Origin of the sequence: Streptomyces mirabilis, from assembly GCF_018310535.1 — a bacterium.
Classification (GTDB): Bacteria; Actinomycetota; Actinomycetes; order Streptomycetales; family Streptomycetaceae; genus Streptomyces.
Genome location: NZ_CP074102.1, coordinates 1185702 through 1200159 on the forward strand (window position 1 = coordinate 1185702; position 14458 = coordinate 1200159).

The 14458-nt window shown below is 69.2% G+C and carries 14 protein-coding genes and 2 pseudogenes; 5 read left to right on the forward strand and 11 right to left on the reverse strand.

Annotation, left to right across the window (positions count from 1 at the left end; all coding sequences use genetic code 11):
* Positions 1-12 precede the first annotated feature (12 nt).
* Positions 13-1488 (forward strand): MocR-like transcription factor YczR, encoded by a 1476-nt coding sequence (gene yczR / locus SMIR_RS05440; RefSeq protein WP_249938373.1) that lies wholly within the window; start codon positions 13-15, stop codon positions 1486-1488.
* A gap of 42 nt (positions 1489-1530) precedes the next feature.
* Here the strand turns inward: yczR and SMIR_RS05445 are convergent, their stop codons facing one another.
* The gene (locus SMIR_RS05445; RefSeq protein ID WP_168497204.1) at positions 1531-1848 is read right to left on the reverse strand and encodes a DUF5955 family protein; all 318 of its coding nucleotides are present in this window, start codon (positions 1846-1848) and stop codon (positions 1531-1533) included.
* A 210-nt stretch (positions 1849-2058) separates the two neighbouring features.
* Between SMIR_RS05445 and SMIR_RS05450 the strand changes: the two genes are divergently transcribed.
* Together SMIR_RS05450 and aceB are read left to right on the forward strand one after the other, a co-directional pair.
* Positions 2059-2658: a nucleotidyltransferase family protein gene (locus SMIR_RS05450; protein WP_212726683.1), complete on the forward strand. Its 600-nt coding sequence runs from the start codon at positions 2059-2061 to the stop codon at positions 2656-2658.
* Positions 2659-2845: 187 nt separating this feature from the next.
* Complete coding sequence (gene aceB, locus SMIR_RS05455; RefSeq protein WP_212726684.1) at positions 2846-4480, forward strand: malate synthase A; 1635 nt, start codon at positions 2846-2848, stop codon at positions 4478-4480.
* 13 nt (positions 4481-4493) lie between these two features.
* Here aceB and SMIR_RS05460 read toward each other — a convergent pair whose 3' ends face one another.
* From SMIR_RS05460 to SMIR_RS05475, 4 genes and pseudogenes are all read right to left on the reverse strand, one after another.
* Positions 4494-4769: an Rdx family protein gene (locus tag SMIR_RS05460; protein ID WP_054237070.1), complete on the reverse strand. Its 276-nt coding sequence runs from the start codon at positions 4767-4769 to the stop codon at positions 4494-4496.
* A complete protein-coding gene (locus SMIR_RS05465) occupies positions 4766-5680 on the reverse strand; it encodes a HipA family kinase (protein ID WP_168497200.1) in 915 nt (304 codons plus the stop codon). The genes SMIR_RS05460 and SMIR_RS05465 overlap by 4 nt, the downstream gene beginning before the upstream one ends.
* Before the next feature lie 79 nt (positions 5681-5759).
* A complete protein-coding gene (locus SMIR_RS05470; RefSeq protein WP_248003226.1) occupies positions 5760-6338 on the reverse strand; it encodes a tyrosine-type recombinase/integrase in 579 nt (192 codons plus the stop codon).
* A gap of 211 nt (positions 6339-6549) precedes the next feature.
* Positions 6550-6786: pseudogene (locus tag SMIR_RS05475) on the reverse strand (DNA-binding response regulator); the annotation flags it as partial.
* Positions 6787-6886: 100 nt separating this feature from the next.
* On the opposite strand from SMIR_RS05475, the gene SMIR_RS43315 reads away from it, so the two are divergent.
* Both SMIR_RS43315 and SMIR_RS43320 read left to right on the forward strand, forming a co-directional pair.
* A complete protein-coding gene (locus tag SMIR_RS43315) occupies positions 6887-7630 on the forward strand; it encodes a transposase family protein (RefSeq protein ID WP_282190333.1) in 744 nt (247 codons plus the stop codon).
* An 18-nt stretch (positions 7631-7648) separates the two neighbouring features.
* Positions 7649-8068 (forward strand): annotated as a pseudogene (locus SMIR_RS43320) (ISAs1 family transposase); the annotation flags it as partial.
* A 221-nt stretch (positions 8069-8289) separates the two neighbouring features.
* Here SMIR_RS43320 and SMIR_RS05485 read toward each other — a convergent pair.
* From SMIR_RS05485 to SMIR_RS05510, 6 genes are all read right to left on the reverse strand, one after another.
* Entirely contained in the window at positions 8290-8994 is a 705-nt protein-coding gene (locus tag SMIR_RS05485) for a hypothetical protein (protein ID WP_168497198.1), read from the reverse strand.
* Between the two features lie 100 nt (positions 8995-9094).
* On the reverse strand, positions 9095-9520 hold the full coding sequence (locus tag SMIR_RS05490) for an SsgA family sporulation/cell division regulator (protein ID WP_168497196.1): 426 nt from the start codon (positions 9518-9520) through the stop codon (positions 9095-9097).
* Positions 9521-10154: 634 nt separating this feature from the next.
* Positions 10155-10835 carry a GTP cyclohydrolase II gene (locus SMIR_RS05495; protein WP_212726685.1) on the reverse strand — a complete coding sequence of 227 codons (681 nt, stop codon included), beginning with the start codon at positions 10833-10835 and terminating at the stop codon, positions 10155-10157.
* Positions 10836-10929: 94 nt separating this feature from the next.
* Positions 10930-11976, reverse strand: coding sequence for a zinc-binding dehydrogenase (locus SMIR_RS05500; protein ID WP_168497192.1), 1047 nt, complete (start codon positions 11974-11976; stop codon positions 10930-10932).
* 221 nt (positions 11977-12197) lie between these two features.
* Positions 12198-13271: a tetratricopeptide repeat protein gene (locus SMIR_RS05505; RefSeq protein WP_168497191.1), complete on the reverse strand. Its 1074-nt coding sequence runs from the start codon at positions 13269-13271 to the stop codon at positions 12198-12200.
* Positions 13268-14440: a DUF4331 family protein gene (locus SMIR_RS05510; RefSeq protein WP_168497181.1), complete on the reverse strand. Its 1173-nt coding sequence runs from the start codon at positions 14438-14440 to the stop codon at positions 13268-13270. Before SMIR_RS05510 ends, SMIR_RS05505 begins: the two co-directional genes overlap by 4 nt.
* Between the last annotated feature and the right edge of the window lie 18 nt (positions 14441-14458).

The window sequence follows — 14458 nt, forward strand, 5'->3', positions numbered from 1 at the left end:
AAGGGAGTTGGCATGGTGAACGGACCGGTGGTCCACGGAATGGACAGGACGATGGGAAGCCGGCAGCTCGCCGCGCTGCTGTCCGCCGTGCCCCACGCCGACGGCCGCCTCGGGTATCGCGCGCTGGCCGACGGTGTACGCAGGCTGCTCCTGGACGGCCGGATCGCGCTGCACCTCCGGCTGCCCGCCGAGCGCGAGCTGGCCTCCGCGCTCACGGTCAGCCGGGCCACGGTGACGGCGGCGTACGACCTGCTGCGGGAGGACGGGTTCGCGCGGAGCCGGCGGGGCGCGGGGACGTGGACGGAGCTGCCCGACGGCCACCGACCGGCCAATGTGGCTTCCTTCCCGGCCGACGACGGGGTGATCGACCTGGCCATCGCGGCGCCCGGCGCGCCCGAGGCGGAGCTCGCGGAGGCCTTCGCGGAGGCGGGCGTCCTGCTGGCCCGGCGCGCCTCGACACCCGGCTATCACCCCTACGGCATACCGGAGTTGAGGGCCGCCGTCGCCGAGCGGTTCACCCGGCGCGGGCTGCCTACGCTGCCGGACCAGATCCTCATCACGAACGGCGCGCAGCAGGCCCTGTCGCTGACGCTCGGGCTGCTCGGGCGGCCCGGTGACCGGATCCTGGTCGAGAACCCCTCGTATCCGAACGCGCTCGACGCGATGCGCCGCGCCGGACTGCGCACCACTCCCGTGCCCGTCTCGGCGGAGGGCTGGGACCCGGGGCTGATCGACTGCGCGCTGCGGCAGGCGGCGCCCCGGCTCGCGTATCTGATCCCCGACTTCCACAATCCGACCGGGCATCTGATGCCGCTCGAACAGCGCCTGGCCGTACTGGAGTCGGCGCGCGCGACCGGCACCTGGCTGGTGATCGACGAGACGATGACGGACATCGCGCTGGATGTGCCCGGAGCCGCGCCGTTCGCCTCGCTCGCGCCGCGCGGGACGGGCGAACAGGTCGTGACGGTGGGGTCGTTGAGCAAGACGCACTGGGGCGGGCTGCGCCTCGGCTGGGTGCGGGCGGGATCCCGGCTGATCACGGAGCTGGCGACCGCACGGGTGCCCGCGGACATGGGCGGTTCGGTTCTGGACCAGCTGGTCGCGCTCGGACTGCTGGCGCGCACGGACGAGGTGCTGCGCGAGCGGCTGCCTCGGCTGCGCGCCCAGCGGGACGCGCTCGCCGACTCACTGGCCCGCCATCTCCCGGACTGGCGCTGGCAGTTGCCGCCCGGCGGACTGACCTTGTGGATCGACCTGGGCCGCCCGATCGCCTCGTCGCTGGCCCGCGCGGCCCTGGCCCAGGGCCTGCGCATCGAGGGCGGTTCCCGCTTCGGCGCCGACCCGGGCACCCATGAGCACCGGCTGCGCTTCCCCTACACCCTGCCGTCCGACGTGCTCGACGAGGCCGTACGCCGGCTCACGACCGCCCTGGACAGCGGGCTCACCGCGGCCGGGGCGGAGGCGGGCCGCCCGCACTGGGTGGCGTGAGCGGTACTCCGAAACGGCACCCGGACAAGGACCCCGGCCCCCTCAAGGGCGCCGGGGCGGTTCCCCGAACAGCTCCACCGCGCTGCGTACGCCCGCGAGGCCGGTCGCCAGCGCGCTGACCGAGCCGATCGCGCCCGCGATCAGCAGTAAGGAGCGGCGCAGCCGGGGTATCTCGGGCATACCGCTGAGGGCCATCGCGGCGAGCGCCGCGAGCTCGTCCTCGGCGATGCCCCGGTCGGGGAACTCGGCCGGGTGCGTGGCGAGTTCACGGCGCAGCCGGGAGACGGCGGTCCGCAGTTCCGCCACCCTCGGATCCTCGTCGCTGCCGGTCACTGGCCTCTGTCCCAAGCTCCGCAACAACAGCTCGCCCCCTCGCACGTCCTTGTGCGCACGCCCTTCGCCTGCCTGTCCCGCACCCCATGGCGATGGTCGGGCGTCGGGGGACGCGGGCCAGTAAACGCCACCCGATGCGGCGGCGCCACCGCGCGGACCGAAATTCAGCCCCGCGAGACCGTGCCCCCGGCGCCGGGTCAGGTATGCAGGAGGTATGACGCACAGGGAAGACGGCGTATGACACACAGAGAAGACGAGGTGACCGGGCTGCTCCTCGCGGCGGGCGGGGGGCGACGGCTCGGCGGGCGGCCCAAGGCGCTGCTCGAACACCGGGGGCGCCCCCTCGTGGAGTACGCGGTGGGGGTGCTGCGCGCGGCCGGGTGCACGCGCGTCCACGTGGTGCTGGGGGCGCGGGCCGACGCCGTACGGGAGCGGGCGCGGCTCGACGGGTGTGTGCTCGTGGACAACCCGGAGTGGGAGCACGGCATGGGTTCGTCACTACGGGCCGGGCTCGGCTCGCTCGCCGGCACGGGCGCGCGGGCGGCACTGGTCTCGCTGGTCGACCAGCCCGGCATCGGGCCGCGAGCGGTCGCGCGGGTGCTCGCCGCCTACCAGAACGACACCTCGCTGGTTTCCGCGGCGTACGACGGAGTGCGCGGCCATCCCGTCCTCTTCGGCGCCGCCCACTGGGCCGGTGTCGCGGCGAGTGCCACCGGTGACCGGGGGGCACGCGCCTATCTGAAGGAGCACGAGGCGGCGATCACGCTCGTCGAGTGCGGTGACGTGGCGGAGCCGTACGACATCGACACGGAGGACGATCTAGGACACCTTGAGTGAACGGCGTGGCACTGAGCGCCACGTTGCCTCGACCTGGAGAATCTCGACATCAACAAACCATTGAACTTCCACCATGAGGAAACTATTATCCACTGTTCAGAAGCGCCGGGCTGCTCTCCAGGCGCTGATCTCCCTACCCGGGTCGCCTGACACCCGGTGCCACGCTCGCTGAAGGAAGTGACAGCTCATGTCCGCACCAGCGCCGTCCCCGCTGGCCATCGTCGACGCCGAGCCCCTGCCCCGGCAGGAAGAGGTCCTCACGGACGCGGCCCTCGCCTTCGTGGCCGAGCTGCACCGGCTGTTCACGCCCCGGCGTGACGAGCTCCTCGCCCGCCGTGCGGAGCGTCGCGCCGAGATCGCCCGCACCTCCACGCTCGACTTCCTCCCCGAGACCGCCGCCGTCCGCGCGGACGACTCCTGGAAGGTGGCCCCCGCCCCGGCCGCCCTGAACGACCGCCGTGTCGAGATCACCGGCCCCACCGACCGCAAGATGACCATCAACGCCCTCAACTCGGGCGCGAAGGTGTGGCTCGCGGACTTCGAGGACGCCTCGGCGCCCACCTGGGAGAACGTGGTCACCGGTCAGCTCAACCTGATCGACGCGTACACCCGCAGCATCGACTTCACGGACCCGAAGTCCGGGAAGTCGTACGCCCTGAAGGCGAACGACGAGCTCGCGACGGTCGTCATGCGGCCGCGCGGCTGGCACCTGAACGAGCGTCACCTCGTGGACGCGGACGGCACACCCGTCCCGGGCGCGCTCGTCGACTTCGGCATCTACTTCTTCCACAACGCGCAGCGCCTGCTCGACCTCGGCAAGGGCCCCTACTTCTACCTCCCGAAGACGGAGTCGCACCTCGAGGCCCGCCTCTGGAACGACGTCTTCGTCTTCGCGCAGGACTACGTCGGCATCCCGCAGGGCACCGTCCGCGCGACCGTCCTGATCGAGACGATCACGGCGGCGTACGAGATGGAGGAGATCCTCTACGAACTCCGCGACCACGCCTCCGGGTTGAACGCGGGCCGCTGGGACTACCTCTTCTCCATCGTCAAGAACTTCCGTGACGGCGGACAGAAGTTCGTGCTGCCGGACCGCAACGCGGTGACGATGACGGCCCCGTTCATGCGCGCCTACACCGAACTCCTCGTCCGCACCTGCCACAAGCGCGGCGCGCACGCGATCGGCGGCATGGCGGCGTTCATCCCCTCCCGGCGCGACGAGGAGGTCAACAAGGTCGCCTTCGAGAAGGTCAAGGCCGACAAGGACCGCGAGGCGGGCGACGGTTTCGACGGCTCCTGGGTGGCCCATCCCGACCTGGTCCCGATCGCGATGGCCTCCTTCGACGCCGTCCTCGGCGAGAGGCCGAACCAGAAGGACCGGCTGCGCGAGGACGTGTCGGTCGCCGCCGGGGACCTGATCGCCGTCGACTCCCTCGACGCCAGGCCGACGTACGACGGTCTGGTCAACGCCGTCCAGGTCGGCATCCGTTACATCGAGGCCTGGCTGCGCGGGCTCGGCGCGGTCGCCATCTTCAACCTCATGGAGGACGCGGCCACCGCCGAGATCTCCCGCTCGCAGATCTGGCAGTGGATCAACGCGGGCGTCGAGTTCGAGCACGCGGGCAACATCGTGAAGGCCACCCCGGAGCTGGCCCGCGAGGTCGCCGCCCGGGAGCTGGCGAACATCCGCGCCGAGATCGGCGAGGAGGCCTTCGCCGCCGGTCACTGGCGGCAGGCCCACGACCTGCTCCTGGAGGTCGCGCTCGACGAGAACTACGCCGACTTCCTGACGCTGCCGGCCTACGAGCAGCTCAGGGGCTGACCTCCGAGGCGGCTCACTTGTCCGAGTGGCCCAGGGACCTTCCCGGGGCCACTCGGTCGCGTACGAGCTTCTTCACGGCCGTCGGTTCCGGGAAACCCTGCTCGCGCCGGTCCCAGACCACCTCGTCGTTCACGCGGACGACGAACACGCCGCCGGTGCCGGGCTTCAGGGACAGCTCGGTGAGTTCCGTCTCGAAGGTGGTGAGCAGCTCCTGGGCCAGCCAGGCAGCGCGGGGCAGCCAGCGGCACTGGGTGCAGTATTCGATCTGGACGCGCTGGACGTCTGTCATCCGAGGTGCACCGACCAATCCTGTTCAGCCGCCGGTTTGCCGTGCAGGTCGGGGACCCGCTTGAGCCAGTTCGGGCGGCCCTGCTGGGTTTTCGCCGCGCGGTCCGCGTCCTCTGCGGCGAGCTGTTCGCGGCTCGGGAAGTCCGTGGGGAGCCAGTCCGCGGAGGCCTTCACGCGGGCGAGGAGATAGCGGACGTAGGCCTCGCGTGCCTCGTCCGGGGTCGCGAAACCGGGTTCTTCCGCGAGCCAGGCGTCCGGCACCTCGGCGGTGACCTCGCGCAGCAGCTCCTCCGTCACCTTGGGCGCCAGTTCCGCGTCGGCGGCGCGGGTGTCCGGGGCGTAGCCGCCGAGGGCGTGGCTGCGGAAGTCGTACGCCTTCTCCGGGGCCGAGGCGTCCCAGCGGTGGTGGAAGACGAGGGCGGCGCCGTGGTCGATCAACCACAGCCGCGGGGGCGCGATGCCGAACGTCGGCCAGACCATCAGGTTCGAGCTGTGCATCGTACGGTCCACGTTGACCGTGAGGGCGTCCAGCCAGATGACCTTGCCCGCCTCCAGCGGGTCGACGGGGAACGTCTTGGCGATCTCCGGGGTGAAGTCCTTCGCGCCCGGCAGATAGTCCATGCCGAGGTTGAGGCCGGCGCTGGCGCGCAGCAGGTCCTGGACCTCCTGGTGCGGCTCGTGCTCGGCGACGGCCGGGTCGAAGTGGACGAGGACCAGCTCGGGGAAGCGCAGCCCGAGGGCGCGCGCCAGCTCACCGACGATCACCTCGGCGACCAGCGCCTTGCGGCCCTGCGCGGAGGCCGTGAACTTCACGACATATGTCCCGAGGTCGTCGGCCTCGACGACTCCGGGCACGGAACCACCGGCCCGCAAGGGTGCGATGTAGCGGGTTGCAGTGACCTCTCTCAGCATTTTCTCAGGCCATTCGTCTCTTTAGCCTTACAATCCACGCCCAACCTCAGGCGTGCGCAACAGCGAGAAGTATCCATCATCAGCCCTGGGGAGAATCTGGGGAGTTTCCACTGGCATGCAGATCCCCCTGCCTCCCCAGCAGTCCGTCAATGGCCGTCCGGCCCTTGCTTCCGGCCTCCGGCATGAAGTGAGCATAGTAACCGAGGGTGATCGCCGGCGAGGAGTGCCCGAGCCACCGCGCCACGGTCACTACGGACTCTCCCGCCTCCGGCATGATGGAGGCGTAGGTATGCCGCAGCACGTGGAAGCCGCCCTTCGGCGCCGCCTCCCACTGCCAGTTCTTCGCCCCCTCTGCGCGCGGCGGGATGATTCCTGCCTTGGCCGACGCGGGCTTCCAGGTGTAGGTGTTCCACGTGTTCACCGCAATGGCGTTGCCGAATCGTGTAGTGAGCAGCAGAGCGAACTTCTTTCGCTGCCCCTCCGCCTCCGGCCTTCCCCACGGGAGCTCTACCTTCACCCGCGGAAACGCCTCGACATGGCGCTTCAACTCCTCGGCCACCGAGGAGGGCATGTCGACGACACGGGTCTTCTTCCCCTTCGGCAGGGCGAAGTACAGCCTCCCCTTGATCGCCTGGACTTGGCGGCGGACATGAATCACTCCTCTCGCGTAGTCGACGTCCTCGCCCCCTCCAGCGGGCGTTCTTCCTGTCGAGCCAGGTTGCGTGCTTGACCGTGGGGACGTGGGAGAACGAGATGTACCTGCGCAAGTACAAGGGCTACACGCACGACAGGGGCCGCCACAAGAAGGCCGTGATCGCTGTCGCTCGTCAGCGGGTCTCCATCCTGTGGGCCATGCTCCGGGACGGCCGGGTCAGCGGGCTCAGGACGAGTTGTTCGGCGATCTCCGTGTTGGACTTGCAGTACGCGGCCAGGGCCGTGACCTCGCGTTCGAGGTCGGTCAGGGCTCTGACGGCTTCGGGGAGAGCGAGGAAGCCGTCGGTGTCCGGGGCGGCCAGGAAGCGGGTGATGAGGGCCCGGGTGGCGGTGGGCGAGAGAAGGGAGTCGCCGGCCGCGACGGTGCGGATGCTCGACAGCAGGTCCTCGGGCAAGGCTTCGGCGTAGTCGGACGGCGTCCGATTTGTGGCTAAGCGAGGTCGACTTCGGCAAGATCGAAAACCTTCGCATCGCGCCACGCCGCGGGAGGGGGTGGCGGCATCCCGCCATGGTGCGAAATCACCTTCTGACCAACTCCGCGAGCGTCCCGGGGCCGTACCCGGGGAGATCCCGGGCCTGCTGGAGCGTCTGGCCGAGGTGCCCGACCCTCGCGATCCGCGCGGCGTACGGCACGCTCTGGTCGTCATGCTTGCGCTGACCGCGTGCGCGGTTCTGGCCGGAGCGACCTCCCTGCTGGCGGTGGGTGAGTGGATCACCGACGCCCCGCCGTCCGTCCTGGAGCGTCTCGGCGTACGGCCCGATCCACTGTCCCCGAAGCGGTGCCTGCCGGCGGAGGCGATGGTGCGTCGGTTGCTGGGTCGCATCGACGGCGACGCGTTGGACCGGGCAGTGGGCCGCTGGCTGGCCGACCGGCGCGCTGGGGCCGACGGCCGGCTGCACGCAGTGGCGGTCGACGGCAAGACCCTGCACGGAGCGGCCAGGGCCCACGGGGCGCACGATTCATCTGCTCGCCGCCTGCGACCACCTCTCCGGCCTGGTCCTGGCCCAACTCGACGTTGGCGAGAAGACCGACGAGATCACCTGCTTCCCCCTCTGCTGGAGACCCTCGCCGATCTGGCGGGCGTGGTCGTGACCAGCGACGCCATGCACACCCGGCGCGAGCACGCCAGCTACCTGCTCGGCCGAGGCGCGCAGTACATCGTGATCGCGAAAGGGAACCAGAAGAAGCTCCATAAGCAGCTCAAATCCCTTCCCTGGAAGCAGATCCCGCTGTAGGGCCGCACCCACGACACCGGCCACGGCCGCGGTGAGATCCGCCGCATCAAGGTGTGCACGGCGAACAACCTGCTCTTTCCCGCCGCCCGCCAGGCCATCCAGCTCAGACGCCGCCGAATGGACCGCAAGACCGGCAAGGTCAGCATCAAGACCGTCTACGCGGTCACCAGCCTCACTGCGGAACAGGCCACACCCGTCGAGCTCGCTCGGCTGATCCGCAGCCACTGGAAGATCGAAGCCCTGCACCACGTCCGAGACGTGACGTTCGCCGAGGACGCCTCTCAGCTGCGAACCGGCTCCGCACCCCGCGCCATGGCGACCTGGCGCAACCTCGCCATCGGCGCCCTTCGCCTCGCCGGGAAGAGCAGCATCGCCTCCGGCCTCCGGCCCAACGCCCGCGATGCCAGCCGACCTCTCGCCCTCCTCGAACTCACATGATCACGAAACGGACGTCACGCGACTACGCCGAAGCCCTGGGCGCGGACCTGGGACGGTCAGCCACGCCGCGGTCGCCGAACGTTCCGGTGACGGCCAGGCCACGGTCTAGCCACGGGCCGCGGCAGCGTCTCCTTCCCGGCCACAGTCCGACCGGCTCCGACGGGCAGCTGGCGGGGCGTCGACACATTCGCCATGGCGAAGCCCGGGACCGTCTTCCCGCTCTAGAGATTCGTGCCCGTGTCGCCCTCGTCATTCAATGAGTCCCGCCGCTTCCTCTCGCCCGGAGCAGAGAGGCCCTCTTGCTCGTCGAGCAGCTCCAGGAGCGCGGCGTCCGCCTTCTGCCTGTCCTCTTTCGTCAGTTCAAGAGGTGCGTTGCTGTAGACGGTGTACCGGTCGGGATCAATGATGTTGGCGGCCCTCAAGGTGAACGTCAGAAGGGAGCGCCACCCTTTGCGGTGGCCGACCCTCACCTGAAGCTGGACCTTGTAATCGCGGGGCTCCGGAAGGAATCCGGAAAACGGTGCCTCGAACTCGATGAGGAGCTGCTTCGCTTCTCTGCCGGCCACGGCGAATCCGGCTGGCAACTTCGGCTCGTCCTCCGGCCCGGGTTGGAGACGGGACGGTGAAGACATCCACAGGAGTGGCAGATGGGAGGCAGGCTCATCGGGGAAGGTCAACCTGAGATCCTGCACCACTATCGGCTTGGCACCGGTGTTGTGAAGGACGAGCGGAAGCCGCAGGCGAGCCATGGAGCAGTGGACGATCGCGGCAAAGGAATGAGGCTCCCAGGACTTCAGGTGCCCTTGCCTGGCGTTGATCCACCAGAAGGACGCGACGGTAAAGATCAACGCGCAAACCGACACAACGCCAGCACCAGGAATCGATGGAAACGCATCCTGAACTGCAGCGGCCATCAGCGGAAGCACAAATTCAGTGTGCCAGCCCCAGGGTGCGCACGCGAACAGAACTCGGCGCCGCGGGCCCCTGGGACGGCCCAGCCTCTCGGTACAGAGCAGCTGGTTTCCTTCATCCTTCGGCGACGATGAGGTGCGCCAGCAAAGCGTCCAAGTCGATGCGCCCGGGCTCGGCCCTCCTGGGCACCACTGCCTCCGTTTCCTGCAGGAAAGTCTTGATTTCCCGCGCCGGGGCTTTGAGCAAGGCCGTGCCATCGGGCGGACTGAGAAGGATGTACAAGTCGCTGACCTCGCGTTCCTCGGCGGGCCATACGCATATATCCCCCTGTCCGGCGGGGCCCTCCAGGCCATCGGCCAGAAGATCTCTCCCAATGATCCATTCCACCGTTTCGTCGCTGCCGACAACGGCGAATGCGGCGCGGACAGCATAGGGATCGCTGGGCTCGTACTGCAGTCTCATGCTCATGGACAAGGACATCTCATGCGAGACGACGAGCTGCCCAGGTAGCCCCCGAATCACGGTTTTCAACGACTTCATTGCTCTCACTCCATGCGCTTCGCGAGGTCACTCGCAGGTTGCATCAGCGCGGGGCGCTCCTGCCCGACGGTCGGCTCCGTATTGCGCCACCGGACGCGAGAGAGGTGCCGATGCGTTGACACTCCGAGGTTCCATACGCCGTACGGAACTCCTCCTCGGCGATAACATACGCCGTACGGAAAGTCGAAGGGTGTTATCAGCAGGGGAGAGACTCACCCGTCACTCGTAATGACGGCGACGTTGCGCCGGAACCCGGGCCTCGTGCCGGGCGACACTCCGCATGGCGAACTGGATCGCTCGAACGAGACCCGCGCGTTGCCCGAGGACGGCCGTTAGGAAATACCCCGGCCCATCACGTGGTCAACGGCAGGTCGAGAACTTGTCCCTTGCGAACATTGCTCCTGGGCGACCTTCACCCATCTGCTCAACCTGTGGCTGAAGCTGTCGCTGCCGCTGGGAGCTCCAACTGAGAGACCGCGAGAGCCCACGACTTGCCGAGTACGGCTTCCGGATTCGCATCGACCGCTGTCGCCGGGGACGCGTCTTCCTCCTCGGTGACGCGGCCCGTCTGCCTGGTCACGCGCCGCATCGCGGTGACGACACGGTGGGGCCATGACCCGATGGCCATCGGCCGTCAGCCCGCTGTCAGTTCCGTCGGCGGCAGTGTGTGCTGGGTGCGGATCACCTTGGTACGGAGGTAACGGACGTTGTGGGCGGTGGTGAAGACGCCCGTGGGAACATGGTGGGCCACCGTCAGGCCCAAGGTGCGCAGCTGGGCCGCCTTGTCCGGGTTGTTGGACAGCAGGTCCAGCTCAAAGATGCCGAGGGCGGCGAGCATCTGAGCGGCGGCGGTGTAGTCGCGGGCGTCCTCGGGGAGGCCGAGGGCCGCGTTGGCCTCGTAGGTGTCGAGGCCCTGGTCCTGGAGGGCGTAGGCGTCGAGCTTGTTGTAGAGGCCGATGCCGCGTCCCTCCTGGCGGAGGTAGAGCAGGACGCCTCCGCGGTCGGCGATGCGTTCGACCGCCTCGCACAGTTGGGGGCCGCAGTCGCAGCGGGCCGATCCGAAGACGTCGCCGGTCAGGCACTCGGAGTGCAGGCGCACCAGCGGGGGCCGGCCAGTGGCGGGTTCGCCGAGGATGACGGCCACGTGTTCCTGCCCGTCGGCGAGGTGGTGGAAGGTGGCGAGGTCGGCGGTCACCGTACAGTCGTCGCCGAAGTGGAGCGGGACCGTCACGCGGGTGCGCACCGTGGCTGCCGACAGGCCCGTCGGATTGCTGCTGCTGTCGCTGGATGCGGTGGCGTTGCGTGAGTCGCGCATGTCGGTCTGCTTCTCCGGGGCGGCGGTTGGGGGTGTTGGTCGCGCGATGGGCCGACTCCGTCGCCGGGGCGGCCCATCGCGCTCGGTCGACTCGTCAGGGAACGAGGATGAGGCGGATCGGATCGCCGATCTTGTTCTCCAGGCGGTGGATCGCCTCGGGGGCGTCGGCCAGGGAGATGTGGTCGGTGATGGACGGGGCCAGGTCGAGACGGCCGCCGCCGGCCAACCGGATCAGCTCGTAGACGTGATCGAACGAGGATCCGTAGTGTCCGAACACCTTCTTGTTCTTCAGGTTGAAGGTCATCTTCTCCGAGATCTTCAGCGGCTCGGTCGTGATACCTACCAGGACGAGCGCACCGTGGTTACCGAGGAGAGGCGACGCCTGCTCCCGGACCCGGGGAACGCCTGCGAAGTCGAAGGCGTAGTCCAGGCCCAGGCCGTCGGTGGCCCGCAGCACGGATTCTTCGAAACCGGGGTCGGACGGGTCGAGCGCGATATCGGCGCCGAACGCGAGGGCTCGCTCACGCGCATTGGGCAGCGGGTCGACGGCGATGATCGGCGTGGCACCCATCATGCGGGCCAGCCGGACAGCATGGGCGCCCACCCCGCCGACTCCCCAGATACCCACGGCCTGGGCGGAACGCACCTGCACGGTGTCGACCAGGGCCGCGTACGAGGTGGAAACGGCGTCGGGGATGATCGCCGCCTGGTCGAAGGGAAGTGTGTCGGGGATGGGGACGACGGTGTCCTCACGGGCGATCGTGTACTGGGACCAGCCACCGTCGTAGTCGACGCCGCGGCCGCGGAACGATACGCACGTGCCGCCGCTGACACAGCGGGCGCACTCGCCGCAGGGCTGTCCCGCCTGCAGGGCGACCCGTGTGCCGACGGCCAGGTTGCGCTTGAGGCCGGGTCCCAGGGAATGGATGACGCCGGAGAGCTCGTGCCCGAGGGTGAGCACGTTGGAGTTCAGGTGCAGCGGCGTGATGCTTCCGTCGATGAGGTGGAGGTCGGAGAGGCACACGCCCGCCGCCTTCACCTCGATCAGTACTTCGCCCGGCCCGGGTACGGGGACCGGGATCTCCTCCATGACGAACTTCTTCGTGTCCAGGTGGACGCGTCCTGCCAGCATGGTGTCCATCGTTTTGGGCCTTCTCGGTAGTGGTTGCTGATTTGGAGTGCTGCAGCGGTCCGTGGGACCACAGAGGGGTGCGCCGAGAGGGGCCAAGCGATGGGGGCATCAGCCGATATGCGGGGCCACGTTTGCCCCTGGCGGGCTGGTGCAGGGTCGGCCGAACAGCGTGCCTGTCCGTCCGGCCGCCCCCGTCGGTGCTCCATATCGCCGGCATCGCCGCTCGGCGGCTACGGGGCAGCTTGTGCAACCCGGTTCTGCGCGAGGACAGCGCGCTGGAACAGGGCATGGGCTCGGGACGTCTGGCGGAATGCGAGGTTCTGCAGCGCCAGTTGGAGCCCCCGCTCGGCATCGGCCCCCGCGGTGAGCCAGAAGTCGGCCGCGTGGTCGGCGTAAGCCTCCGGGTGACGCAGCACAAGTTCCTCGTAACGCGCCGCCGCGCGCTCGCGCCACTGGTTCGCCTCCTGAACCCTGTCGCACGCGTGCAACGCGGCCGCGAGGTGGCCGGCGTACTCGGGGTCGTCGCTGGCCCGGGTGAGGGGTCGCAGGAGGGCGACGGCACCGTGAGGCTCTCCGCGCAGCAGCTCGACCTCGGCCAAGTGGCCCAGTGCCGGCGCGTAGTCGGGCACGCGGCGCCGGGCGGCCTCGTAGCACGAGCGGGCCGCATCGAGATCGCCCTCACGGTGCCACATCACACCGCGCCGGAAGTCCAGCTGAGCGAGTGGAAACGGTGAGGTCCCCTGATAGTGGCGCCGCGCCTCACTGAACAGCTGCTCCGCCTCGGTGACCTCCCCGCGCTCGGCCTGGAGTACGGCGAGCGAGCCGAGCGTCGTGAAGTCGCTCTGCCGCTCCGCCGCTTTGTGGATCAGGGCTGTGGCATCCGTGTAGCAGCCGAGGGCCTGCAGGACGACGGCTCGTTCCGCGTCCAGTGTGGCCTCGTCCGCACCGCTCCGGCCCGCCGCGCCGAGGTCGGCAACTGCCTCGGCGAAGCGGTGCAGGGTCGCCCGCGTCCTGGCGCGGGCGAGCAGGGCCGTGCCGTCCTCCGGTGCGACGTGCACAAGCTGTTCGGCGAGTTCCGCGGCCTGCTCGTAGTCGGCGACGCGGCCCAGGATGTGGCCTCGGAGGTTGAGGAGGTCGATCAGGGCCGCCCCTTGCGCCACCGCCAACGGAGCCCATGGCGTCTCCCCGGTACCCGCACGGCTGAGCCGTACGGCCAGGCCATCGATCTGCCCGTGCAGATTCGTTACGGCGATGGTGCCGTTCGTCGTGACCGGCTCCCTCTCCTGGGGAGACGCCCCGGTCATGCCGCTTCCTCGCGGGGAGGCATCTGCGCGGCCAGGCGGGCACCCAGGTCCGGCGGGGTCGTGTTGGGAGCGTTCAGGTAGGGGAATGTGTCGGTGGCCAGCTGAGTGGGCTCGTCGACGCCGTCACTGATGCGCTCGCCGTCGATGCCGCCGACCACCAGCGTGTAGAGGGTGTCCACGATGTCGTCGTTGAGCGACCGGCCACCGCAGGTCGTGTGCGGGCGGCCGGCGAGCAGGGCGGTCTCGATCTCGAAACAGCCGTCCTCGGAGAAGGGCTTGGACAGGTCGACGACGAGGAAGTCCGCCAGCAGCAGTTCGGTCAGCGGGTGAGCACCCTGCTCGTCCAGTGGCCAGTCGGTCTTGCCGTCCAGGCCGTCGTAGAAGGCCAGGTTGGCGTTGAGCCGTGCGCGGTAGGTGCTCGCATAGTCGGGCCGCAGGCTGAAGGCGTCCTCCTCGTTGAAGAGGTCGCGGATCTCCAGATCGCTGTTGACGGTGTCGAACTTCTTGGGCGACATGATCACGTTCTTGATCTCCGGCCGGCCCATGCGCTCCAGCCGGACCGGGCGTCCACCACCGGAAGTCAGGGTCTCGCCGACGACCGCCACCAGCGAGCCGGCGGCCGGGCCGAGCACCGCGGCGTCGATTTCGAGCACGATGCTCAGCGCGTTCAGGCCCTCCAGAACGTTGCTGGCATCAGACCTGAAGGACAGCTTCCCCGTCGCCTCGGTGGCTATCACGCCCACGAAGTCGATGAAGAACGGGTCGAGCCGCGACCCGGCGAAGATCTTCAGTCCCTCGGCCTCGGTGGGCACCTCGTTGCCGACCTGGAAGGAGACCTTCCGGCCGCCGGGCGCCTGGCACGTGCCCGCCTGCACCAGGGTGTCCGTGCCGCCGACCTTCTGGGGGGCGTCGAAGGTGAAGTCGAAGACGTACTCGTCCTCTTCGACATTGAACGCCGCAGCGGCGCCCTCGCTCACGGACGTGATCGGCCGGACGCGGAAACGGTGGGTGATCGCGTCGGAGAACAGGGCTGTAGGGGCCGAGGCCGGGAGCACGTTGAGGACGAGCACCAGGTTTCCCGGCCGCTCCGGGCTCGGGAAGGCGTACACGTCGCAGATGTCGGACGCGGGGTCCGCGATGGCACGCGGTCCGGAGAAGTGGTCAGCCATGAGGAACGCTCCTTGTCG

Coding starts and splice junctions, on each gene's coding strand:
- SMIR_RS05450 (WP_212726683.1), top strand. CDS start 2,059: ATGACACACAGAGAAGACGAGGTGACCGGGCTGCTCCTCGCGGCGGGC.
- aceB (WP_212726684.1), top strand. CDS start 2,846: ATGTCCGCACCAGCGCCGTCCCCGCTGGCCATCGTCGACGCCGAGCCC.
- yczR (WP_249938373.1), top strand. CDS start 13: ATGGTGAACGGACCGGTGGTCCACGGAATGGACAGGACGATGGGAAGC.
- SMIR_RS05490 (WP_168497196.1), bottom strand. CDS start 9,520: ATGAAGTCGTTGAAAACCGTGATTCGGGGGCTACCTGGGCAGCTCGTC.
- SMIR_RS05510 (WP_168497181.1), bottom strand. CDS start 14,440: ATGGCTGACCACTTCTCCGGACCGCGTGCCATCGCGGACCCCGCGTCC.
- SMIR_RS05500 (WP_168497192.1), bottom strand. CDS start 11,976: ATGGACACCATGCTGGCAGGACGCGTCCACCTGGACACGAAGAAGTTC.
- SMIR_RS05505 (WP_168497191.1), bottom strand. CDS start 13,271: ATGACCGGGGCGTCTCCCCAGGAGAGGGAGCCGGTCACGACGAACGGC.
- SMIR_RS05465 (WP_168497200.1), bottom strand. CDS start 5,680: ATGCTGAGAGAGGTCACTGCAACCCGCTACATCGCACCCTTGCGGGCC.
- SMIR_RS05495 (WP_212726685.1), bottom strand. CDS start 10,835: ATGCGCGACTCACGCAACGCCACCGCATCCAGCGACAGCAGCAGCAAT.
- SMIR_RS05460 (WP_054237070.1), bottom strand. CDS start 4,769: ATGACAGACGTCCAGCGCGTCCAGATCGAATACTGCACCCAGTGCCGC.